Consider the following 18,552-nt stretch of genomic DNA (forward strand, 5'->3'; position numbering starts at 1 on the left):
CTTCCTAAAGCGCTGCGCGTCTTTTCAAAGGCGCAAGGGTCGCCGTTTGAATTGCTGCATGTCTTTAATCGAGATCGATTCACGGAGACATGCAGTGGCGGAAATTGGGCTTGAATTGCGCCGTATCTAATCCTAATTTAATAGTGGACTGCTCAAAATAGGATCGAGTTTGTCATGATGGCTGTCGACTTCCAGATTCCGGCGGCACTCTTCGGGGATGATCATTCGCCGTACCTGTCGGCACGCCTCGTCGCCGACCGGCTCGGCGTCACACTTGCCGAACTCGCCAAGCTGATCGGCGTGGCACGCAACACGCTGACGGCAAAGTCTGGCGCGCGAAAGGTCGACAGCGCTTTGAGCAAGGTCGTCCGCATCCTCGCAATGGCGTCTGAAATGGCCGGCGACGAAGCCCGCGCCGTCATTTGGTTCAAACATCAGCCGATCCCCGGCTGGGCCGGCAAGACCGCTTATGACCTGGTCGGCGAAGGCAAGGCCGACAAGGTCCTCGCCTATCTCGAGGCCATCCGCGCCGGCGTCTACGCCTGAGGATGAGGAGAAGTGTGAGCGGATCTCCGCCCGCGTCCCGCTCCGATCAGGAACAAATGTCGCCGGCGGAGCCGATGACGCTCTGGCGTGCCTTCGTGCCCCGCTGGGCGCATATGCCGCTTTCCGGAGAGGGTGCCGCCCGGTTCGGTGGCCGATGGAATCCCGTCGGCACGCCGACGATCTACGCGGCGCGGGAGCTTTCCACCGCTTGGGCCGAATATAACCAGGGTTTCGTGCAGCATCCGGCGCTGATCGTCCAACTCGAGCTTCGCGACGCGAAGCTGGCGGACCTGACGAGTGGCGATGTGCTTGCCGAACTCCGGCTGGAAGAGGCGATCCACCGCTGCGAATGGCGCGACGCACTCGACAGGGGCTCAATGCCGCATACGCACAAGACCCGGGCCGACCTTCTGAAGCGCGGCTATGACGGCGTGATCTATCCGTCCTACATGTCGCCCGGCGGCACATGTGTCGCCCTCTGGCGCTGGAACGGCCGGAGCGGACCGCAGCTCGACGTCATCGATCCAGAGGGCCGGCTCCCGAAATCGCCAGCCTCCTGGCTTTAGATGAGCACCTTACCCGGATTGAGGATGCCGTTCGGATCGAGCGCGGTCTTGATGCGCCGCATGACCTCGATCTCTGCCGGACAGCGGGATCGGTCGAGAAAATCGCGTTTCAGGGTACCGATGCCGTGTTCCGCGGAGATCGAGCCGTGGTAGCGGCCGACGAGGGTGTAGACGATCTCGTCGACCGCATGCAGCGTCTCGGGCGCATCCGGGGCCGAGAAGGCGATGTGCAGGTTGCTGTCGGCGACATGGCCGAAGAAGGACACATGGGCTGAGGGAAACGCCTCGTGGAGTGCGGCGCCGCACGCCTCGGCGAAACGGCCGATCGCCCCGATCGGCAGGCTGACGTCGAAATTGGCGAGCGACGGCAGCCGGTCGAGCGCATGCCCTTCGCGAACGCGCCAGAAGGTCTGCGCTTCTTTTTCCGACTGCGCGATCAGCGCATCGCCGATCAACCCGTCTTCGAGCACCTGTCCAAGAAAGACCTCGAATGCGTCGCGCTCGCCGTCGCGGCCCTTCCTATCCTGTTCGATGATCACGGCGAAGGCGGGCGATGTCTCGAAAAGCCGCAAGCCTTCGGCCTCGCAAGTGAAGCGAAAATAGCTTTCCCACATCGTCTCGAAAGCCGACAGGCCGGGGAGTTGCTGCTGCGCCCGCTTGAGCAAGGCGGCGACATCGGCATAGCTGGCGAGGGCGCAGAGCGCCGTCAGGCGACCCGTCGGCAAGGGGCGGAGCCGGAGAACGGCGCGGGTGATGATGCCGAGCGTGCCCTCCGAGCCGATGAAGAGCTGCCGGAGATCATAGCCGGTATTGTTCTTCACCATCTTGTTCAGCGAGGAGAGCACGGTACCGTCTGCGAGCACGGCTTCCAGACCCAGCACATTGTCGCGGGTCACGCCGTAGCGGATGACCCGGATGCCGCCGGCATTGGTGGCGAGATTGCCGCCGATCTGGCAGGAGCCGCGGGCCCCGAGGTCGATCGGCAGCAGGAACCCGGCCTGCTCGGCGGCGCGCTGCGCCACGTCGAGCGGCGTTCCTGCAAGCACCGTCATCGTGGCAGCGGCGCTGTCGATCTCCTCGATGCCGGACATCCGCTCAAGGGAGATGACGATGTCTTCGGCCTTCGGGTTGGCGCCGCCAGCCAGACCGGTCATGCCGCCCTGCGGCACGACGTTCTGGTGGTGTTCGTTGCAGATTTTCAGGGCGATGGCGACCTCGGCTGCACCTGCCGGGCGAACGATCGCCTTCGGCAGGCTGCGTCCCGTCAGGCTGGCATCGCTGCGATAACGGTCGCCGATGCGGTCGCCGGTCAATACGGCCTCGCCGAGGGATTGAACAAGCTCTTCGATGACGGTCATGCGGTGGCTCCACGCGCGGCGGGCAGCAGTCCGAGGAACGGGATCGGATCGATCGATCTCGCCCGATGCTATCGCTCCGATAGAGTAAACCGGAAGTCGGCGCCAGCCAGTGCCGCGTCACGACGCGGCACTGTGATGCCGCTTCAGGTGCCGGTGCGTGCCAGCTCGCTCACCGGTGCTTCCACCTCTCTCGAGACGGCTGCGACATCCCCTTCCTTGCGGAAGAGCGTCCACTTGGTCGGCCGGAAGGCGACACGGGTGTGGTCGGTCGATGAGGCGCGCTCCGGCGGCAATTCGATCTCGACCGGAGGGTGGGTCTTGCCGAGATCGATCTCGAGGTGCCGTGTGCCGGCGACGCGGCGGCTCGTCGTCACTAGGCCCGCGAGACAGCCGCCGCAGCCATCGATGAGTTCGATGTCGTGCGGACGGAAGTAGAGCGTTGCCGCCCCGTCCGGCTCACTTGTGGCGCGCAGGCCGATCGGGCGGTCCTCGAACCAGATCTCGCCGCTCGAAAGCGTCACGTCGATGCAGTTCGACTGGCCGATGAAGCCATAGACGAAGGGCGAGATCGGGTGGTCGTAGATCTCGTCGGGTGTGCCGACCTGCTCGATCGCACCCTTGCTCATCACCACGACTCGGTCGGCGAGTTCGAGGGCCTCTTCCTGGTCGTGGGTCACGAAAACTGTCGTGTGGCCGGTGCGGTCGTGGATTTCCCGCAGCCACTTGCGCAGTTCCTTACGCACCTGCGCGTCGAGCGCGCCGAAGGGCTCGTCGAGCAGTAAGACGTTCGGTTCCACCGCCATGGCGCGTGCCAGCGCCACCCGCTGGCGCTGGCCGCCGGAGAGCTGGGCAGGATAGCGCTTTTCCAGGCCGGACAGCTGCACCAGTTCGAGCAGGTCGAGAGCCCGGCGCCGGATCTCGGCGGCCGGCGGCCGGCGATTGGACGGCCGGACCTTCAGTCCGAAGGAGACGTTGTCGAGCACGGTCATGTGCCGAAACAGCGCATAGTGCTGGAAGACGAAGCCGATATTGCGCTGCTGCACTGTCTTCTTCGAGGCATCCTCGGAGCCGAAGAAGATCGTACCATCGGTCGGGCTCTCGAGCCCGGCAATGAGCCTCAGCAGCGTCGTCTTGCCCGAGCCGGAGGGACCGAGCAGCGCGATCAGCTCGCCGGAGCGGATGTCGAGCGAGACGTCGTCGAGCGCCGGGAAGCGGCCGAATTCCTTGCGTATGTTCTGGACGCGAACTTCCATGGATTATGGACCTTTCAATGCCTGCGGCTGGCAGCGATTTCGTCGCTGTAGCGAATTTCAAGCGCCGTCTTCAGGACGAGCGTCACCAGCGCCAGGAGCGCAAGGACTGCCGCCACAGCGAATGCAGCCACGAAATTGTACTCATTATAGAGGATCTCGACCTGCAAGGGCATGGTGTTCGTTTGGCCGCGAATGTGACCAGAAACCACGGACACGGCGCCGAACTCGCCCATCGCCCGGGCATTGCAGAGCAGCACGCCATAGAGCAAGCCCCATTTGATGTTCGGCAGGGTCACATGCCAGAAGGTCTGCCAGCCGGTCGCCCCAAGCGACAGCGCCGCCTCTTCGTCGCTCGTTCCCTGCTCCTGCATCAGCGGGATGAGTTCGCGGGCGACGAAGGGAAAGGTCACGAAGACGGTGGCAAGCACAAGGCCCGGCACGGCGAAGAGAATCTGAATACCGTGCTTCTGCAGGAAGGGGCCGAGGGCGCTGTTGGCGCCGAAGAGCAGGACGAAGACGAGGCCCGAGATCACCGGCGACACCGAGAAGGGCAGGTCTATCAGGGTCGTCAGAAACGCCTTGCCCTTGAACTCGAATTTGGCGATGGCCCATGCGGCCGCTACCCCGAAGACCAGGTTCAGGGGAACGGAGATTGCTGCGACGATCAGCGTCAGGCGGATCGCCGAAAAGGTCTCGGGATCGCGAAGCGCCGTCGCGAACTCGGCCGGCCCCTTGCGAAACGCCTCGATGAAGACGGTCGCGAGCGGCAGGAGGAGGAAAAGGGCAACGAAACCGAGCGCGACTGCGATCAGCGTCAGGCGCGCGATCCGCGTTTCCGATGTTGCCGCCTTCACGAGTTTGGATGACGCGGCCGGCGCCGTGCTGGTATCAAGCGCCATTGCTGTATCTCCGCCTGCTCCAGGCCTGGATCGAGTTGATGATCAGCAGCATGATGAACGAGAGGAACAGCATCACCGTGGCGATTGCGGTCGCAGCTGGATAGTTGAACTCCTCCAGGCGGATGATGATCAGCAGCGGTGCGATCTCAGAAACATAGGGGAGATTGCCGGCGATGAAGATCACCGAGCCGTATTCCCCGACGCCGCGGGCGAAGGCGAGCGCAAAGCCGGTCAGACCGGCCGGCAGAAGACCCGGCAGCAGGACCCGGCTGATCGTCTGAAACCGGCTGGCGCCGAGCGTCGCGGCCGCCTCTTCGACCTCCTTGTCGATTTCCTCCATGACCGGCTGCACCGTGCGCACCACGAAAGGCAGGCCGACGAAGACGAGCGCCACGACGATGCCGGCCGGCGTGAAGGCGATCTTGATGCCGAGCGGTTCGAGCAGCGAGCCGATCCAGCCGTTCGGCGCATAGAGCGCCGTCAGGGCGATGCCGGCAACCGCGGTCGGGAGCGCGAAAGGCAGGTCGACCATGGCGTCGATCACCCGCTTTCCCGGGAAGCGATAGCGCACCAGCACCCAGGCGAGAATGACGCCGAAGAACAGGTTGACGACCGCGGCGATGAAGGCGGTGCCGAAGCTGATCGTCAAGGCGTTGACGGTGCGCTCGTCGAGGACGAGCGCCATGAAATTGGACCAGCCGAGGCCCGTCGAGCGCCAGATCAGGCCGGAGAGGGGAATGAGGACGATAAGGGTGAGCCAGGCCAGTGTGACGCCGAGCGCCAATCCGAAACCCGGAATGACGCTCGGCTGCCGAAACCGCCATCGCGTGCTGCTGCGAAAGGCCATATGCTGTTATTGTCCCGGCTTGTAGATCTGATCGAAGATCCCGCCATCGGCGAAGAATTTCGGCTGAGCTTCCTTCCAACCGCCGAATTCGTCAATAGTGACGAGTTTCACGTCGGCGAAGCGGGCGGTGTCCTTCGGGTCGGCAAGCTCCGGCTTGAACGGCCGGTAATAGTGCTTGGCGGCGAGCTTCTGGCCGGCATCGCTGTAGAGATAGTTGAGGTAGGCTTCCGCCACCTTGCGGGTGCCCTTCGCGTCGACATTGCCGTCGACGAGCGCCACCGGCGGCTCGGCCTTGATCGAGGTTGACGGCGTGACGATCTCGAAATTGTCGGGGCCGAGTTCCTCGAGCGAAAGATAGGCTTCGTTTTCCCAGGCGAGCAGCACGTCGCCGAGGCCGCGCTGGACGAAGGTGGTGGTTGCGCCGCGCGCGCCGGTATCCAGCACCGGAACGTGCTTGAAGAGCTGCGTCACATATTCCTGCGCCTTGCCATCGTCGCCGTTGTTGGCGGCGCGCGCCCAAGCCCAGGCGGCGAGGAAGTTCCAGCGGGCGCCGCCCGAGGTCTTCGGGTTCGGCGTGATGACCTGGATGCCCTCCTTGGTCAGGTCGCCCCAATCCTTGACGCCCTTCGGATTGCCCTTGCGGACCAGAAAGACGATCGTCGACGTATAGGGAGCGCTGTTGTTTTCGAGGCGGGTCTTCCAGTCCGCCGGGATCTTGCCGGTCGCCTGTGCAATCGCGTCGATGTCGGCTTCGAGCGCCAGCGTCACCACATCCGCTTCCAGGCCGTCGATCACCGATCGGGCCTGCTTGCCAGAGCCGCCATGCGAAGCCTGGATCGTGACGGTCTCGCCCGTATCGGCCTTCCATTTTTCCGCGAAGGCGGCGTTGAAGTCCTTGTAGAGTTCCCGCGTCGGGTCATAGGACACGTTCAGGATTGTCGTATCGGCGGCGGCAACACCGATCGAGCCGAGCTGCAAGCTTCCGACCACAAGTGCTAGTTTCATCATTCCGGCAAGTCTATTCGAACGCATGTCGACCTCCATCCTTTGCCAGATAAAACTATCAATTTAATAGACTACATCAACGCAAACATGTGACGCCGGCAGGCGGATTTGGGAAATGTCGTATCCTAATTTAGGCGTTTCCGGGAATTCCGTGCCGAACCGCTTCGCTCGGCGCGCAGGAGCATGGCCCATTTTTGCGCTGGGCCAAAGTAACTTTACGTGTGGCACGCGGCGATCGCCGCCGGTCGACCGCTGGCACGGCGATGGTCCCGGGGTACGGCAGACGAGGGGCCGTGGAGCGTTTCAAGGAGGCAGAAGCGCAGGCCCCCCGTCAGAGAACGCGACCGCGCGCCACAACGCTCCACTCGGCTTTCGGCTGACCGGCCTCGAGAATGTGGACCGCATCGACCATGTTGGTCACCACGCAGGCGTGGTTCGGAACGACGCGAACCTGCTCGCCGACCTTAAGGCGGATCGGACCGTCGCAGACCAGCCTGCCGTGCTCCTCGGATAGCTGGTCGATGCGGATGTCGTCGTGCCCGAGCACATGGCCATAGCCGGCGAGGCCGAGCAGGTCGGAGGTCAGCACCTTGCTGCCGGCGTCGATGATCGCCCGGTTTTCGGCCGGAACGGAGACGACCGTCGCAAGCACCGTGAGGGCACAATCCTGCCATGTGGCGACGCCGCGGGCGACGAGGGAGCGGTCGTTGTAAATATAGGTGCCCGGGCGATACTCGGTCGCGATCGGTGCCTCGGCCGCCTGCATCATGCTCGGCGTGCCGCCGGACGTGATGGTGGGGACCTCCAGCCCCTCCGCTTCGATCAGCCGCTTTGCTTCGCTCATGAAGGCTTGCACCCGCGCCTCACCGCCGGCCGGCGGATAGGTCATCAAACCGCCGAACCGCAATCCGGGCGCCTCGGCAACGCGTCGCGCAAGCTCTGCCGCCGCCTCGGGCGAGGCGACGCCGCAGCGGTCGGCGCCGGTGTTGCATTCGACGAGCACCGTGAGCGGCTTCGTAGCGTCGGCGAAAACGGCGGACATGCCGTCGACCACCGCCGGATTGTCGGCAACCACGCTGAGGGCTACCCGCTCGTTCAACCGGACCAGCCTTGCGAGCTTTGCCTCGCCGAGGATGTTGTAGGTGATCAGCACATCCTTGATCCGGGGGCTGCCATCGACCATCGCCTCGGCTTCGGAGACCTTCTGGCAGGTTATGCCGATCGCCCCTGCCTCGAGCTGCAGCTCCGCCATCTGCGGCAGCTTGTGCGTCTTGATGTGCGGACGCACGCGAATGCCGTGCCGATCGGCATAGGCCTGGAAGGCGTAAATGTTACGGCGGGCAATGTCGAGATCGACGAGCACGGCGGGCGTTTCGATCGGCAGCTGCATTGGCTCGGTTCCTCCACGAGATGGCACGGACGGCGAATCTCGCCGAAGCCGCTTGACAAGTTATGACCCGAGGCATTTGATAGGTCAATCCGGTATTGAGGACGTATGTCCAAAATAACGGACAACGAATTCACCGGGAACGAAAAGGGGAGATCTCCGATGCTCAAGACATTCGCCATCGCTGCGAGCCTCGCAGTCGCCGCGCTCGCTGCCATGCCGGCGCAAGCGCAGCAGCCGTCCAGCAAGCTTGATGAGGTTCTGGCGCGCGGCCATCTGATACTCGGCACCGGCAGCACGAACGCGCCGTGGCACTTCAAGAGCGCCGAGGACAAGCTGCAGGGCTTCGACGTTGACATGGGGCGCATCATCGCCAAGGCGCTGTTCGGGGATCCCGACAAGATCGAATATGTCAACCAGTCGTCGGATGCGCGCATTCCCAACATTACCACCGGCAAGGTCGATCTCACCTGCCAGTTCATGACGGTCACCGGCGAACGCGCCCAGCAGATCGCCTTCACCATTCCCTATTATCGCGAGGGCGTCGGCCTGATGCTGAAGGGCGACGGCAAGTATGCCGACTACAAGGCACTGAAGGATGCGGGATCATCTGTCACCGTCTCGGTGCTGCAGAACGTCTACGCGGAGGACATGGTCCATGCCGCCCTGCCGGACGCGACGGTCGACCAGTATGAATCGGTGGACCTGATCTATCAGGCGCTGGAATCCGGCCGCGCCGATGCGGCGGCCACCGACCAGTCGTCGCTAGCCTGGTACATGACCCAGAACCCGGGCCGCTATAAGGATGCCGGCTATGGCTGGAACCCGCAGACCTATGCCTGCGGCGTCAAGCGCGGCGACCAGGACTGGCTGAACTTCGTCAACACGGCGCTGCACGAAGCGATGACCGGTGTCGAATTCGACTTCTACGCCAAGTCGTTCAAGACCTGGTTCGGCAAGGACCTCACCCCGCCGCAGATCGGTTTCCCGGTCGAGTACAAGTAAGCCCTCGTCACGGCGGCGCCGCCATTCGGCGGTGCCGCCCCGAAGCGTGCTGAGAGGCGAGTGCGCCCATGACCTATACATTGAATTTCGCGGCTGTCTGGCGCTCCTTCGACCTGCTGCTGCAGGGGCTGGCGCTTAGCCTTGGCCTTGCCGTCGTGGCTATCCTCGCCGGCTGCGTGATCGGACTGATCACCGCCTTCGGGCTCGTTTCCAAAAGCATGCTCCTGCGCAAACCGGCCGGTCTGTACGTGACGATCATCCGCAACACGCCGATCCTGGTGCTCGTGCTGTTCAGCTATTTCGCCCTTCCGGAGCTCGGCGTGCGGCTCGGCAAGATCCAGAGCTTCGTGCTGACGCTCGCCATCTATTCGGGCGCCTACCTTGCCGAAGTGTTCCGCGGCGGCCTCATCGCCGTGCCGCCGGGACAGCGCGAGGCGGGGCTTGCGATCGGCCTTACGGAGATGCAGATACGCATCTCGATCATCATCCCGCTGATGCTGCGCAACGTCCTGCCGTCACTCGGCAGCACGTTGATCTCGCTGTTCAAGGATACGTCGCTCGCAGCCGCCATCGCCGTGCCGGAGCTGACCTTCGAGGCGCGCAAGATCAATGTCGAGACCTTCCGCGTCATCGAGACCTGGATCGTCGCGAGCTGCCTCTACGTCGCAACCTGCTCGCTCTTGGCCGCGCTGATGCGCGCCGTCGAGCGCCGTCTCGCCGTCCCGAGGTGACGCCCATGGATTTGGGTTTCATCGATCAGCTCTGGGTCGCCCGCGTTCCCCTCCTCAAAGGTCTCGGCGTGTCGATTTCGATCTCGCTGCTGGCGATCGTCGTCGGCACCGTCCTCGGCATTTTCGTCGGCCTGGCGCTCACCTATGGCTACAGGCCGATCAAATGGCTGGTGCGCGGCTATACCGACTTCATCCGCGGCACGCCGGTGCTCGTGCTGGTTCTGGCGAGCTATTATGTGCTCAGCACCGTCGGCATCGATCTCGGGCCGTTCCAGGCGGGCGTGCTGGCGCTTGCGGTCTTCTGCAGCTCGCATGTCGGCGAACTGGTGCGCGGCGCGCTGCAGTCCATCCCCAAGGGTCAGACCGAGGCCGCCAAGGCGATCGGGCTGACCTTCCCGCAAACCTTCGCCTATGTGCTCGGACCGCAGGCGCTTCGCCAGGCGCTGCCGGCCTGGGTCAATACGGCGGCGGAAATGGTCAAGGCTTCGACGCTACTGTCGATCATCGGTGTCGGCGAACTGCTGTTGCGCACCCAGGAAGTGATTTCCCGCACCTTCATGAGCCTCGAATTCTATTTCTTCGCGGGCTTCCTCTATTTCGTCATGAATTACGGCATCGAGCGCTTCGGACGCTACGTCGAGCGCAAGACCGCCGTCCCATCGTGAGGCTCCGATGACCAACCTTCTTGAAATCCGCGATCTCCATAAGCGCTACGGCACGGTCGAGGTGCTGAAGGGCGTCGATTGCTCCATGCCCCAGGGCGAGGTGATCAGCATCATCGGCTCCAGCGGCTCCGGCAAGACGACCATGCTCCGCTGCATCAACATGCTCGAGGAATTCCAGGGCGGCACGATCGCGATCGACGGCCAGGAGATCGGCTACGAGACGGCGGGCGGCGTGCGCCGCCGCAAGCCGGAGCGCGAGATCGCCCGCCAGCGGGCCCTGACCGGCATGGCCTTCCAGCAGTTCAACCTGTTTCCGCACATGACCGCCGCCGCCAACGTCATGCTCGGCCTCGTCAAGGTGAAGAAGATGGGCCGCGACGAGGCGCGGGCGCTGGCGGAGAAATGGCTCGACCGCGTCGGCCTGCTCTCGCGCAAAGACCATTATCCGGGCCAGCTTTCCGGTGGCCAGCAGCAGCGCGTGGCGATCGCCCGCGCCATCGCCATGAACCCGAAGCTGATGCTCTTCGACGAGGTGACCTCGGCGCTCGACCCCGAGCTCGTCAACGAGGTGCTGCAGGTGATCAAGGCGCTCGCGGAGGACGGCATGAGCATGCTGATCGTCACCCACGAGATGCGGTTCGCCTATGAGGTGTCGTCGCGGGTGATCTTCATGAACCAGGGACGCATCGGCGAGGAAGGCAATCCTCGCGAAATGTTCCTGAAGCCGCAGACCGAGCGGCTGGCGGAATTTTTGAAGACCTCAAAGTTCAACTAACAGTGAATTTCAAGGAAGAAGTGGAGTGTAGTGTGACGATCAAGCGTTTTGGAACGGGGGAAACCGGTGCCGGCAAGCAGCCCTTGCCCTTTGCTCGCGCCGTCGAGGCGAATGGCTGGCTTTATGTTTCGGGGCAGGTCGCCATGGAGAAGGGCGAGATCATCGGCGGCGGCATCGTCGCCGAAAGCCGCAAGGCGATCGAGAACATGATCGCCATCCTCGATGAGGCGGGCTATGGCGTCGCAGACGTGGTCAGGATCGGCGTCTGGCTCGACGATCCGCGCGACTTCTGGACGTTCAACGGCGTCTATGCGGAGTATTTCGGCAGCAACCCGCCGGCCCGCGCCTGCGTGCAGTCGCGTATGATGGTCGACTGCAAGGTGGAAGTTGACTGCGTCGCCTACAAGGCTAAATGAAGTGAACCGGGCGTGCTTCGCGCGCCCTTCCAACACGATCGAGGACGCGATGGCGGAGGTGGAAGACACGATCAATCGTAGGGCACGGGGTCTCGATCGGGCCTTCGAGATCCTCGATTATCTGCGCCTGCAGCGCCAGCCGCTGCGCCCCAACGAGATCGCCCAGGGAATTGGCGCACCGCGCTCGTCGGTCTATGAGCTCGTCAATCTGCTGCTGCGCCAGGGCGTCATCGAGTACCGGGGCGATGATGGCCGCGTCTTTTTGGGCCGCAAGCTCTATTTCCTCGGAGCGGCTTACGCCGAGCAGTTCGACCTGATGCGCGAATGCGAGCATCTGCTTTCGAGGGTCGCCGAGGAGACGCGCGAGACCGCGCAGATGTGCCAGCTCGAGGGCAATAAATATGCCGTGGTGCTGATGAACGAGGGCAGCCGGCCGTTCCGCATCTCCACAAATATCGGCGAGCCGGTCGCCATTCCGTGGACCGCTTCCGGCCGCCTCCTCGTCGACCATATGAGCGACGAGGAGATAATGGCCTTCATCCCGGAAAGCGACTTCGTACTGCCGAACGGCAAGCACCTGGATCCGGCCGAGTTCATCTCGCAGGTCCGGCAGGCCAAGAAAGACGGCTATTTCACCTTCAACAGCATTGTCGATAGCTTCACCCATTGCTTCGCCGTGCCGATCTACGACGCGGAGGAAGTCTGCATCGCCACTCTCTGCCTCGTATCGCCGAAGGAAGATGGGCTGCGCAATCGCGACGCCTATCTGCGGGTGCTGGTCGATGCGGCGGGCGAACTATCGGAAAAGCTCGGCTATCGGCAGGCCGGTGCGGCAACGGCGCGGAGCGTCGCCGGCCGCTAAAACCCGGAGAGGCGTGAGCGACAGACAAGAAGGCTTCATGCCGTCCGAACGGAGCGGCCGCTTGCCGGATCGAAGAGATGCAGTGCCGCTTCCTCGAACGAGAAGGCCCGCGTCGATCCCGCGGCGAGCGGCGTTCGTGGTGGCAGGCAGGCGGTGATCCGTTGTCCGCCGACCCTTGCCGTGGTCACCAGCTCCGGTCCGGTCAATTCCATCACCTCGATATCGGCAACCAAGCGGACGCCGCTTGCGCTGGGATCCGCGAGCCGGAGCGCTTCGGGCCGAATGCCGACCTCGACGCGCCCGCCCGATACTGCGGTTCTCCTGAAATCTTGCGGCAGCGGCAGCACCTGGTCGGAGCCAGCGATTCTCAGCTGGTCTCCGACGATTTCCGCATCGAGGATGTTCATCGGCGGCGAGCCGACGAAGCCGGCGACGTAAAGGGTCGCCGGCCGGTCGTAGATCTCCGCCGGCGTGCCGAGCTGTTCGATGCGGCCGTCGCGCATGACGGCGATGCGGGTGGCGAGCGTCATCGCTTCGATCTGGTCGTGCGTGACGTAGACGACAGTCGTCTTCAGCATCTGGTGCAGGCGCTTGAGCTCGGTGCGCATCTCCATGCGCAGCTTGGCATCGAGGTTCGACAGCGGCTCGTCGAAGAGGAAGACCTGCGGGTTGCGCACCAGCGCCCGGCCGATCGCGACCCGCTGGCGCTGGCCGCCGGAAAGCTGGCTCGGCCTGCGGTCCAGCAGGTTCTCGATCTGTAGCAGCTTGGCGGCTTCGCGCACCGCCTTTTCCCGCTCGGCCGAGGGCACCTTGCGCATTTCGAGGCCGAAGCCGATGTTGCGGGCGACGCTCATGTTCGGATAGAGCGCGTAGGACTGGAACACCATGGCGATGTCGCGATCCTTGGGATGGGCGCCGAGGATCGAACGCTCGCCGATCAGGATGTCGCCGCCGCTCGGATCGGCGAGCCCGGCAATGATGTTGAGCAGCGTCGACTTGCCGCAGCCGGAGGAGCCGAGCAGCACCAGGAACTCGCCGCTTTCGAGCGCGATGTCGATGCCCTTCAGCGTTTCGACATCGCCGTAGCGCTTTTGGATGTTGCGGATTTCGAGTGCGCTCATTGGCGGACATCCTCGAGGAGGGCCGAAAGAGGCTTGCCGTAGCTGCGCGGCAGGGTGGAGATCGCCTCCGAGGCGACGGTGACGCCGGTCCTCAAGCAGGCCTCCAGCGGCATTTCGGCGGCGAGCGCCGCCAGGAAGCCGGCGTTGAAGACGTCGCCGGCGCCGATCGTGTCGACGACGGCAACGCGCGGCGCGCCGACGGAAAATTCCTTGCCGTCGTGGTCAATGGCGAGCGCGCCGTGCGGGCCGCGCTTGACGACGACGATCGCATCGGCAGGCATTCGGGATTTCAGGCTGCGCGCCGCCTCCGCCGGGTCGGTGCAACCGGTCAGCGTCGTCGTTTCGACTTCATTGAAGAGCGCGCAATGGCAGCGCTTCAGCCAATTGAGGGTTTTCGATCGATTGGCCTCCGTCCAGCCCTCCAGCGGCCAGCCGGTGTCGAGCGCCACAGCGATCTCATGCGCATCCGCCCAATCGAAGAACGCGTCATAGGCAAGCCTCAGGGCGTCTGTCAGAAAGGAACCGGCGAGCAGGGCGATCCCGCCCCGAAGCGCGTTTCCATCGAGCATTGCACGCATCTCGTCGAAGCTGAAGAGCGGCAGGTGGCCGCGCGTGGTAAAGAAGGTGCGCTCGCCGTCCGGATGGGTGATGCCGACCGAAAGCGTCGAGCCAACGGTTTCCACCGGCCAGTGGCGCGAGCGCGCGCCGAAGGCCTCCTTCAGCCAGGCGCCGAACTGGTCGTTGCCGACATTGGCGGCGATCGCGTAGTTGACGCCGAGTGACTCCCAGGCAAGCGCGCTGTTGCCGGCACAGCCGCCGACGCGCAGCTCGTCGTGATCGACGATGATCTCCGTGCCTGCCTTGGGCCAGGGCGCGGCAGGCCCGAGGATAAGATCGACATTGACATTGCCGATGACGGCCAGTGGACGCATTTTCTACTCGCTCCGGGTGATCTTGGTGGATCGCACCGGCGTACCGGCATGTTCGACGCGGGCGTCGGCAAAGGCGATCATGAAGGCTTGCGCGACCGGCAGTATGGCGAAGATCGCCGCCATGCCCGCCGCCGGCTTGAAGGGAATTGTCGTCACGCCTGCGAGCGGCGGCTCGCCCGAGGCATCGAAGACGACGACGGGCGAGCCGGCTTCGGCCGCCGAGGCTGCCATGGCGGCGACGAGACCGGCGGTAGGGTCGGCGGCGCGGAAGAGAACGAGGCCGATCGAAGGTCCGAGCATTTCCATCGGTCCATGCCGCAACTGTCCGCCTTCGAGCGAGAAACAGGGAAGCCGCGACAGTTCGGTAAGTCCGAGAGCAATCGCCTCGGCGAGGCCCTGAAGGAGACGGCCGGAGGTTACCAAGGCGCTAACGTCGGCGAGCGCTTGCAGTGCGCCTTCGGTCTCGGGCGTTTCGGGTGCTTCGAGGGCGGCCAGCGCTGCTGCCGGGTCGCCACCAAGGGCAGAGAGGATTGCGAGATGCAGCGCGAAGCTGATCGTCAGGCTGCGGGTTGCCGCAAACGCCTTTTCGCTGCCGCCGGCGCCGATCAGTGACGGCACTGCTTTTGCGAGGAAGGAATTTGCCTTGAGCGTCAGGCCAAATGTTTCGGGCGTACCGCCATTCGTCTCCTTGAACCAGCGCAGCACCTCGGCGCTTTCGCCGGATTGCGAGGTGATGAGGATCGTCTTGCCTACGATCGGCAGCGGCTGGCCGAGCTGCTCGGAGAGCGGCAGGGCGACGGCATCGACGCCGAGGGCGCGGTAGAGTGGCTCGACGGCGCGGCCGACCGCATGCGAACCGCCCATGCCGAGAAGCAGAAGCCGGCCGGTCGACTTCAGCGATGCCGCCACCCCTTCAGCAAGGGCGGCCGCCTCATCGTAGGAGGCAAGGGCATCGGCGTGCTGGCGGCCCATCTCGCGATCGATCGCGACGAGCCCGATCGGGCGTTGTTTCGAGCTTCGCATGATCATCCCTTTACGCCGCCGCTGGTGAGCCCGGATATCAGGGCCCGTTGCATGACGAGGCCAATTAGCACCGGGGGCAGGGCGGCAAGCACCCCGGCGGTCGCGATCAGCCCGTAGTCGGAAACACGGCCGCCGGCGAGGTCGGCGATGGCGACCGTCAGGGTCTTGGCGCGCAGGTCGGAGGTGAAGAGCAGCGCGTAGAAGAACTCGTCCCAGGCGAGCAGGAAGGCGAAGAGCGCCGAGGTTGCCATGACGGGGGCGGCGAGCGGCAGCGTCAGCAATCTGAGGATCTGGTCGAGCCGCGCGCCGTCGATCATCGCTGCGCTCTCGATCTCCCGCGGTATCGCATCGAAGCCGGATTTGAGAAGCCAGGTGGTAAAGGGCGCCAGAATGGTGAGGTAGACGAGCGCGAGCCCGAAGACCGAATTGAGCAGCCCGAAATAGGCAAGGCCCATATAGAGCGGCACGGCAAGTGCTACCGGCGGCAGCATATAGGTGGCGATCACGGCATAGAGCGACCAAGAGACGGCGGGCGTCCGCGACACCGCCCAGGCAGCCGGGACGGCGACGACGATCGCGGCAAGCGTTGCCATGCCGGCGACCTGCAGGCTGTTGACGAGCGAGGCGACGAAGGCGGCACCGGCGCTGTTTTCGACGGCAGAGAGCAGAGTGCGGTAGCGGGAGAGGTCGATGTCGCTCGGCCACCAGGCGAGCGGCTTGGCAGAGAGGTCGGCGGCCGGCGAAATGCTCATGACGAAAAGCCACACGACCGGGGTAAGGATGACCGCGGCAAGGAGTAGCGCGCTCGCATAGACGAAGGCGTTGAAGAGCGGGTTCCGGCGTTCCATCACGAGGCTCCTGCGGCCCGGCGGAGCAGCGCCGCATAGCCAGCGGCGAGAATGGTGACGAGCAGGGTGACGATCAGCGCCAGCGACGCCCCGGAACCGGCCCGCTGGAAGGAGAAGGCCTCCTGATAGACGAGGATCGACAGGGTGCGCGTGCTGTTCGCCGGTCCGCCGCGCGTCATCACCCAGATGATGTCGAACACCTTGAAGGCCTCGATGGTGCGGAGCACCAGCGCCACCAGAAGCGGGCCGGCGAGATAGGGCATGATGACGAAGCGAAACCGGTTGAACGGGCCGGCACCGTCGACGTGAGCGGCGGCAGTGATGTCGCGCGGAACGGCCTGCAGTGCAGCCAGTGCGATGAGGGCGACCAACGGAAAGTTCTTCCAGCAATCGGCGATGATCAGCGCGGTCAGCGCCGACCCCGGCTCGCCGAGCCAGGAGCGGTAGTTGTCGATCAGGCCGAGTTGGGTGAGTGCGGCGTTGAGCGCGCCATACTCCGGGTTGTAGATCAGCCGCCACAGCGTCGCATTGACCACCGTCGGCAGCGCCCAGGGCAGTATCATCAAGGCTCTAAGCGCTGTTCGGCCGCGGAACTGCTGGTTCAACAGAAGGGCGGCAAGAACGCCGAGCACCATCTCGGCGGCGACCGAGACGACTGCAAACCATGTCGTCGTGACAAGTGCCTTTTGGAAGTTCGATCCCGCCAGCATCTTCTCGTAGTTGGCGATGCCGACAAAGCTTCCCTCGGTGCCGACGAGCTCGGCATCGGTGAAGGAGAGCCGCACCGTGTCGACAAGCGGCCAGCCGATCACCGAGACCATCACCACGAGCAGCGGCAGCATCAGCAGCCATGCGCGTGTCGAAATCCAGGTGCCGGACATGAATGAAACCCTTGCCGATCGTTCGATATTGGGGCTGTTGCGCTGACAAAATGGGTCCTGGGCGGCAAGCCCGGGACCCCATTGTCGTATTGCCATTAGAGCCCGCTGTTTTCAGCGGCGGTCTTCAGCGCATCCTCCGGCGAGGCCTGGCCGAGCAGCGCCTCCTGGATGGCCTGCTGCAATGCGGTCGAGAGCTCCTGGTATTTCGGCGTGGTCGGCCGCGGATACATGGCGGCAAGCCCGCGTTTCGCCGCGGCGATCAGCTCTTCCTGGCCCTTCGTCACATTCGGGTCTTCATAGGACGACGCCCAGATTGGCAGGCTGAGCTTCGCATAGGCGTTCTGCGTTTCCTGCGAGGTCATGTGGACGATATATTTCCACGCCTCTTCCGGATGCTTGCTGGTTGCGGTGATGCCGAGCCCCATGGAGCCGTTGACGGCGGAAACCTCGCTCTTGCCGGCAACGCCTGGAGCCGGCACGACGCCGACCTTGCCGGCCACCTTGCTCTCCTTGGGATCGTTGGCGAGATTGTACATGTAGGTCCAGTTGAGCGCGAAAGCGGCCTCGCCGTTCTGGAACACCTTGCGCACATCCTCCTCGAGGAATTCCTTGGAGTTAGGATTTGTGAGGCCGGAGGTATAGCTCGTCACCATGTAGTTCAGCGCCTCGAGGCCGCCGCCCGTCGTGAAGGCGGGCTTGCCGCTGTCGAGGAACTTGCCGCCATAGGCGCTGACCAGCGTCGTGTAGTCGCAGATCGCGGCTTCCGCCTGCGACCAGCTCCAGGCGATCGGCGTCTGGAGGAGCCCCTTTTCCTTGATCGTCTTTGCCTGCTCGGCAAGCTCGTCCCAGGTCTTCGGCGGCTCCTTGATGCCCGCCTTTTCGAGGATTTCCTTGTTGTAGAACAGGTACTTGGTGTCGAGGATCCACGGCATGCCGTAGCGCTTGCCGTCATATTCTACCGTCGTCCAGGCGCCCGGCAGGATGCCCTTGTTCATCTCGTCGGTGATGCGGTCGGTGACATCGACGAGCACCTTGTTGCTGGCATATTCGGCCGGCCAGATCACGTCGAAGAGGACGACGTCATAGCCGCCGCCGGAGCCCTGAGCCAATACCGTCTTGTCGTGCAGTCCCTCATAGGGGACGAATTCGAGATTGACCTTCACCTCCGGGTTGGCCTTGGTGAAGGCCTCGGTCATGGCGCGCACATCGGCCTCGCTATAGGCGGCCTGCGCCATGAATAGGGCATTCAGCGTCGTTTCCGCATAGGCCTGGCTTGCGAAGGCGGTTCCAATGAGTGTCGCTCCCAGTAAGGCATTACGTATGGATTTCAACATTGCTGCCTCCAATAGCTGATCGTTCCAGTCTACATGCGAGAATCCGTCGCTCGCCGCGACGGCCGTCGACAAATCGATCGAAGCGTTCGCGGCCCTGT

General features: G+C 64.0%; 20 protein-coding genes. 8 read left to right on the forward strand and 12 right to left on the reverse strand.

Annotation, left to right across the window (positions count from 1 at the left end):
* Nucleotides 1-174 precede the first annotated feature (174 nt).
* Nucleotides 175-546, forward strand: a complete 372-nt coding sequence (locus CO656_RS01070) for a DUF2384 domain-containing protein (protein ID WP_097524499.1) — start codon at nt 175-177, stop codon at nt 544-546.
* 2 nt (nt 547-548) lie between these two features.
* The gene (locus tag CO656_RS01075; protein ID WP_037416676.1) at nt 549-1,112 is read left to right on the forward strand and encodes an RES domain-containing protein; all 564 of its coding nucleotides are present in this window, start codon (nt 549-551) and stop codon (nt 1,110-1,112) included.
* Here the strand turns inward: CO656_RS01075 and CO656_RS01080 are convergent.
* The 6 genes from CO656_RS01080 to CO656_RS01105 form a co-directional block, all read right to left on the reverse strand.
* Nucleotides 1,109-2,470 (reverse strand): FAD-binding oxidoreductase, encoded by a 1,362-nt coding sequence (locus tag CO656_RS01080; protein ID WP_097524500.1) that lies wholly within the window; start codon nt 2,468-2,470, stop codon nt 1,109-1,111. The genes CO656_RS01075 and CO656_RS01080 overlap by 4 nt on opposite strands.
* Nucleotides 2,471-2,613: 143 nt before the next feature.
* A complete protein-coding gene (locus CO656_RS01085) occupies nt 2,614-3,723 on the reverse strand; it encodes a sulfate/molybdate ABC transporter ATP-binding protein (protein ID WP_097524501.1) in 1,110 nt (369 codons plus the stop codon).
* A 14-nt stretch (nt 3,724-3,737) separates the two neighbouring features.
* Entirely contained in the window at nt 3,738-4,622 is an 885-nt protein-coding gene (gene cysW / locus CO656_RS01090; protein WP_097524502.1) for a sulfate ABC transporter permease subunit CysW, read from the reverse strand.
* A complete protein-coding gene (gene cysT / locus CO656_RS01095) occupies nt 4,612-5,469 on the reverse strand; it encodes a sulfate ABC transporter permease subunit CysT (RefSeq protein WP_097524503.1) in 858 nt (285 codons plus the stop codon). The genes cysW and cysT overlap by 11 nt, the downstream gene beginning before the upstream one ends.
* A 6-nt stretch (nt 5,470-5,475) precedes the next feature.
* A complete protein-coding gene (locus CO656_RS01100; RefSeq protein WP_097524721.1) occupies nt 5,476-6,501 on the reverse strand; it encodes a sulfate ABC transporter substrate-binding protein in 1,026 nt (341 codons plus the stop codon).
* A 304-nt stretch (nt 6,502-6,805) separates the two neighbouring features.
* Nucleotides 6,806-7,864, reverse strand: coding sequence for a D-TA family PLP-dependent enzyme (locus tag CO656_RS01105; RefSeq protein WP_037416691.1), 1,059 nt, complete (start codon nt 7,862-7,864; stop codon nt 6,806-6,808).
* Between the two features lie 159 nt (nt 7,865-8,023).
* Here CO656_RS01105 and CO656_RS01110 point away from each other — a divergent pair, with 159 nt between their 5' ends.
* From CO656_RS01110 to CO656_RS01135, 6 genes are all read left to right on the forward strand, one after another.
* Entirely contained in the window at nt 8,024-8,866 is an 843-nt protein-coding gene (locus CO656_RS01110) for a transporter substrate-binding domain-containing protein (RefSeq protein ID WP_097524722.1), read from the forward strand.
* A gap of 68 nt (nt 8,867-8,934) precedes the next feature.
* Nucleotides 8,935-9,597: an amino acid ABC transporter permease gene (locus CO656_RS01115; protein WP_037416693.1), complete on the forward strand. Its 663-nt coding sequence runs from the start codon at nt 8,935-8,937 to the stop codon at nt 9,595-9,597.
* A gap of 5 nt (nt 9,598-9,602) precedes the next feature.
* A complete protein-coding gene (locus CO656_RS01120; RefSeq protein ID WP_037416697.1) occupies nt 9,603-10,262 on the forward strand; it encodes an amino acid ABC transporter permease in 660 nt (219 codons plus the stop codon).
* Between the two features lie 7 nt (nt 10,263-10,269).
* Nucleotides 10,270-11,037: an amino acid ABC transporter ATP-binding protein gene (locus CO656_RS01125; protein WP_037416700.1), complete on the forward strand. Its 768-nt coding sequence runs from the start codon at nt 10,270-10,272 to the stop codon at nt 11,035-11,037.
* Nucleotides 11,038-11,069: 32 nt separating this feature from the next.
* Entirely contained in the window at nt 11,070-11,453 is a 384-nt protein-coding gene (locus CO656_RS01130; RefSeq protein ID WP_097524504.1) for a RidA family protein, read from the forward strand.
* Nucleotides 11,454-11,502: 49 nt separating this feature from the next.
* On the forward strand, nt 11,503-12,315 hold the full coding sequence (locus CO656_RS01135; protein ID WP_037416725.1) for an IclR family transcriptional regulator: 813 nt from the start codon (nt 11,503-11,505) through the stop codon (nt 12,313-12,315).
* 35 nt (nt 12,316-12,350) lie between these two features.
* On the opposite strand, the gene ugpC is transcribed toward CO656_RS01135, so the two are convergent.
* The 6 genes from ugpC to CO656_RS01165 all read right to left on the reverse strand — a co-directional run bounded on the left by ugpC (nt 12,351) and on the right by CO656_RS01165 (nt 18,454).
* Entirely contained in the window at nt 12,351-13,436 is a 1,086-nt protein-coding gene (gene ugpC / locus CO656_RS01140) for a sn-glycerol-3-phosphate ABC transporter ATP-binding protein UgpC (RefSeq protein WP_095678083.1), read from the reverse strand.
* Nucleotides 13,433-14,368 carry a PfkB family carbohydrate kinase gene (locus CO656_RS01145; protein ID WP_097524505.1) on the reverse strand — a complete coding sequence of 312 codons (936 nt, stop codon included), beginning with the start codon at nt 14,366-14,368 and terminating at the stop codon, nt 13,433-13,435. Before CO656_RS01145 ends, ugpC begins: the two co-directional genes overlap by 4 nt.
* A gap of 3 nt (nt 14,369-14,371) precedes the next feature.
* Nucleotides 14,372-15,397, reverse strand: a complete 1,026-nt coding sequence (locus tag CO656_RS01150; RefSeq protein WP_179864673.1) for an aminotransferase — start codon at nt 15,395-15,397, stop codon at nt 14,372-14,374.
* Entirely contained in the window at nt 15,394-16,239 is an 846-nt protein-coding gene (locus CO656_RS01155; protein WP_097524507.1) for a carbohydrate ABC transporter permease, read from the reverse strand. The genes CO656_RS01150 and CO656_RS01155 overlap by 4 nt, the downstream gene beginning before the upstream one ends.
* On the reverse strand, nt 16,239-17,120 hold the full coding sequence (locus CO656_RS01160; protein ID WP_037416743.1) for a sugar ABC transporter permease: 882 nt from the start codon (nt 17,118-17,120) through the stop codon (nt 16,239-16,241). The genes CO656_RS01155 and CO656_RS01160 overlap by 1 nt, the downstream gene beginning before the upstream one ends.
* Before the next feature lie 95 nt (nt 17,121-17,215).
* Nucleotides 17,216-18,454 (reverse strand): extracellular solute-binding protein, encoded by a 1,239-nt coding sequence (locus CO656_RS01165; RefSeq protein WP_095678082.1) that lies wholly within the window; start codon nt 18,452-18,454, stop codon nt 17,216-17,218.
* Nucleotides 18,455-18,552 lie beyond the last annotated feature (98 nt).

Origin of the sequence: Sinorhizobium sp. FG01 (genome assembly GCF_002531875.1) — a bacterium.
In the GTDB taxonomy this organism is placed as follows: domain Bacteria; phylum Pseudomonadota; class Alphaproteobacteria; order Rhizobiales; family Rhizobiaceae; genus Sinorhizobium; species Sinorhizobium fredii_C.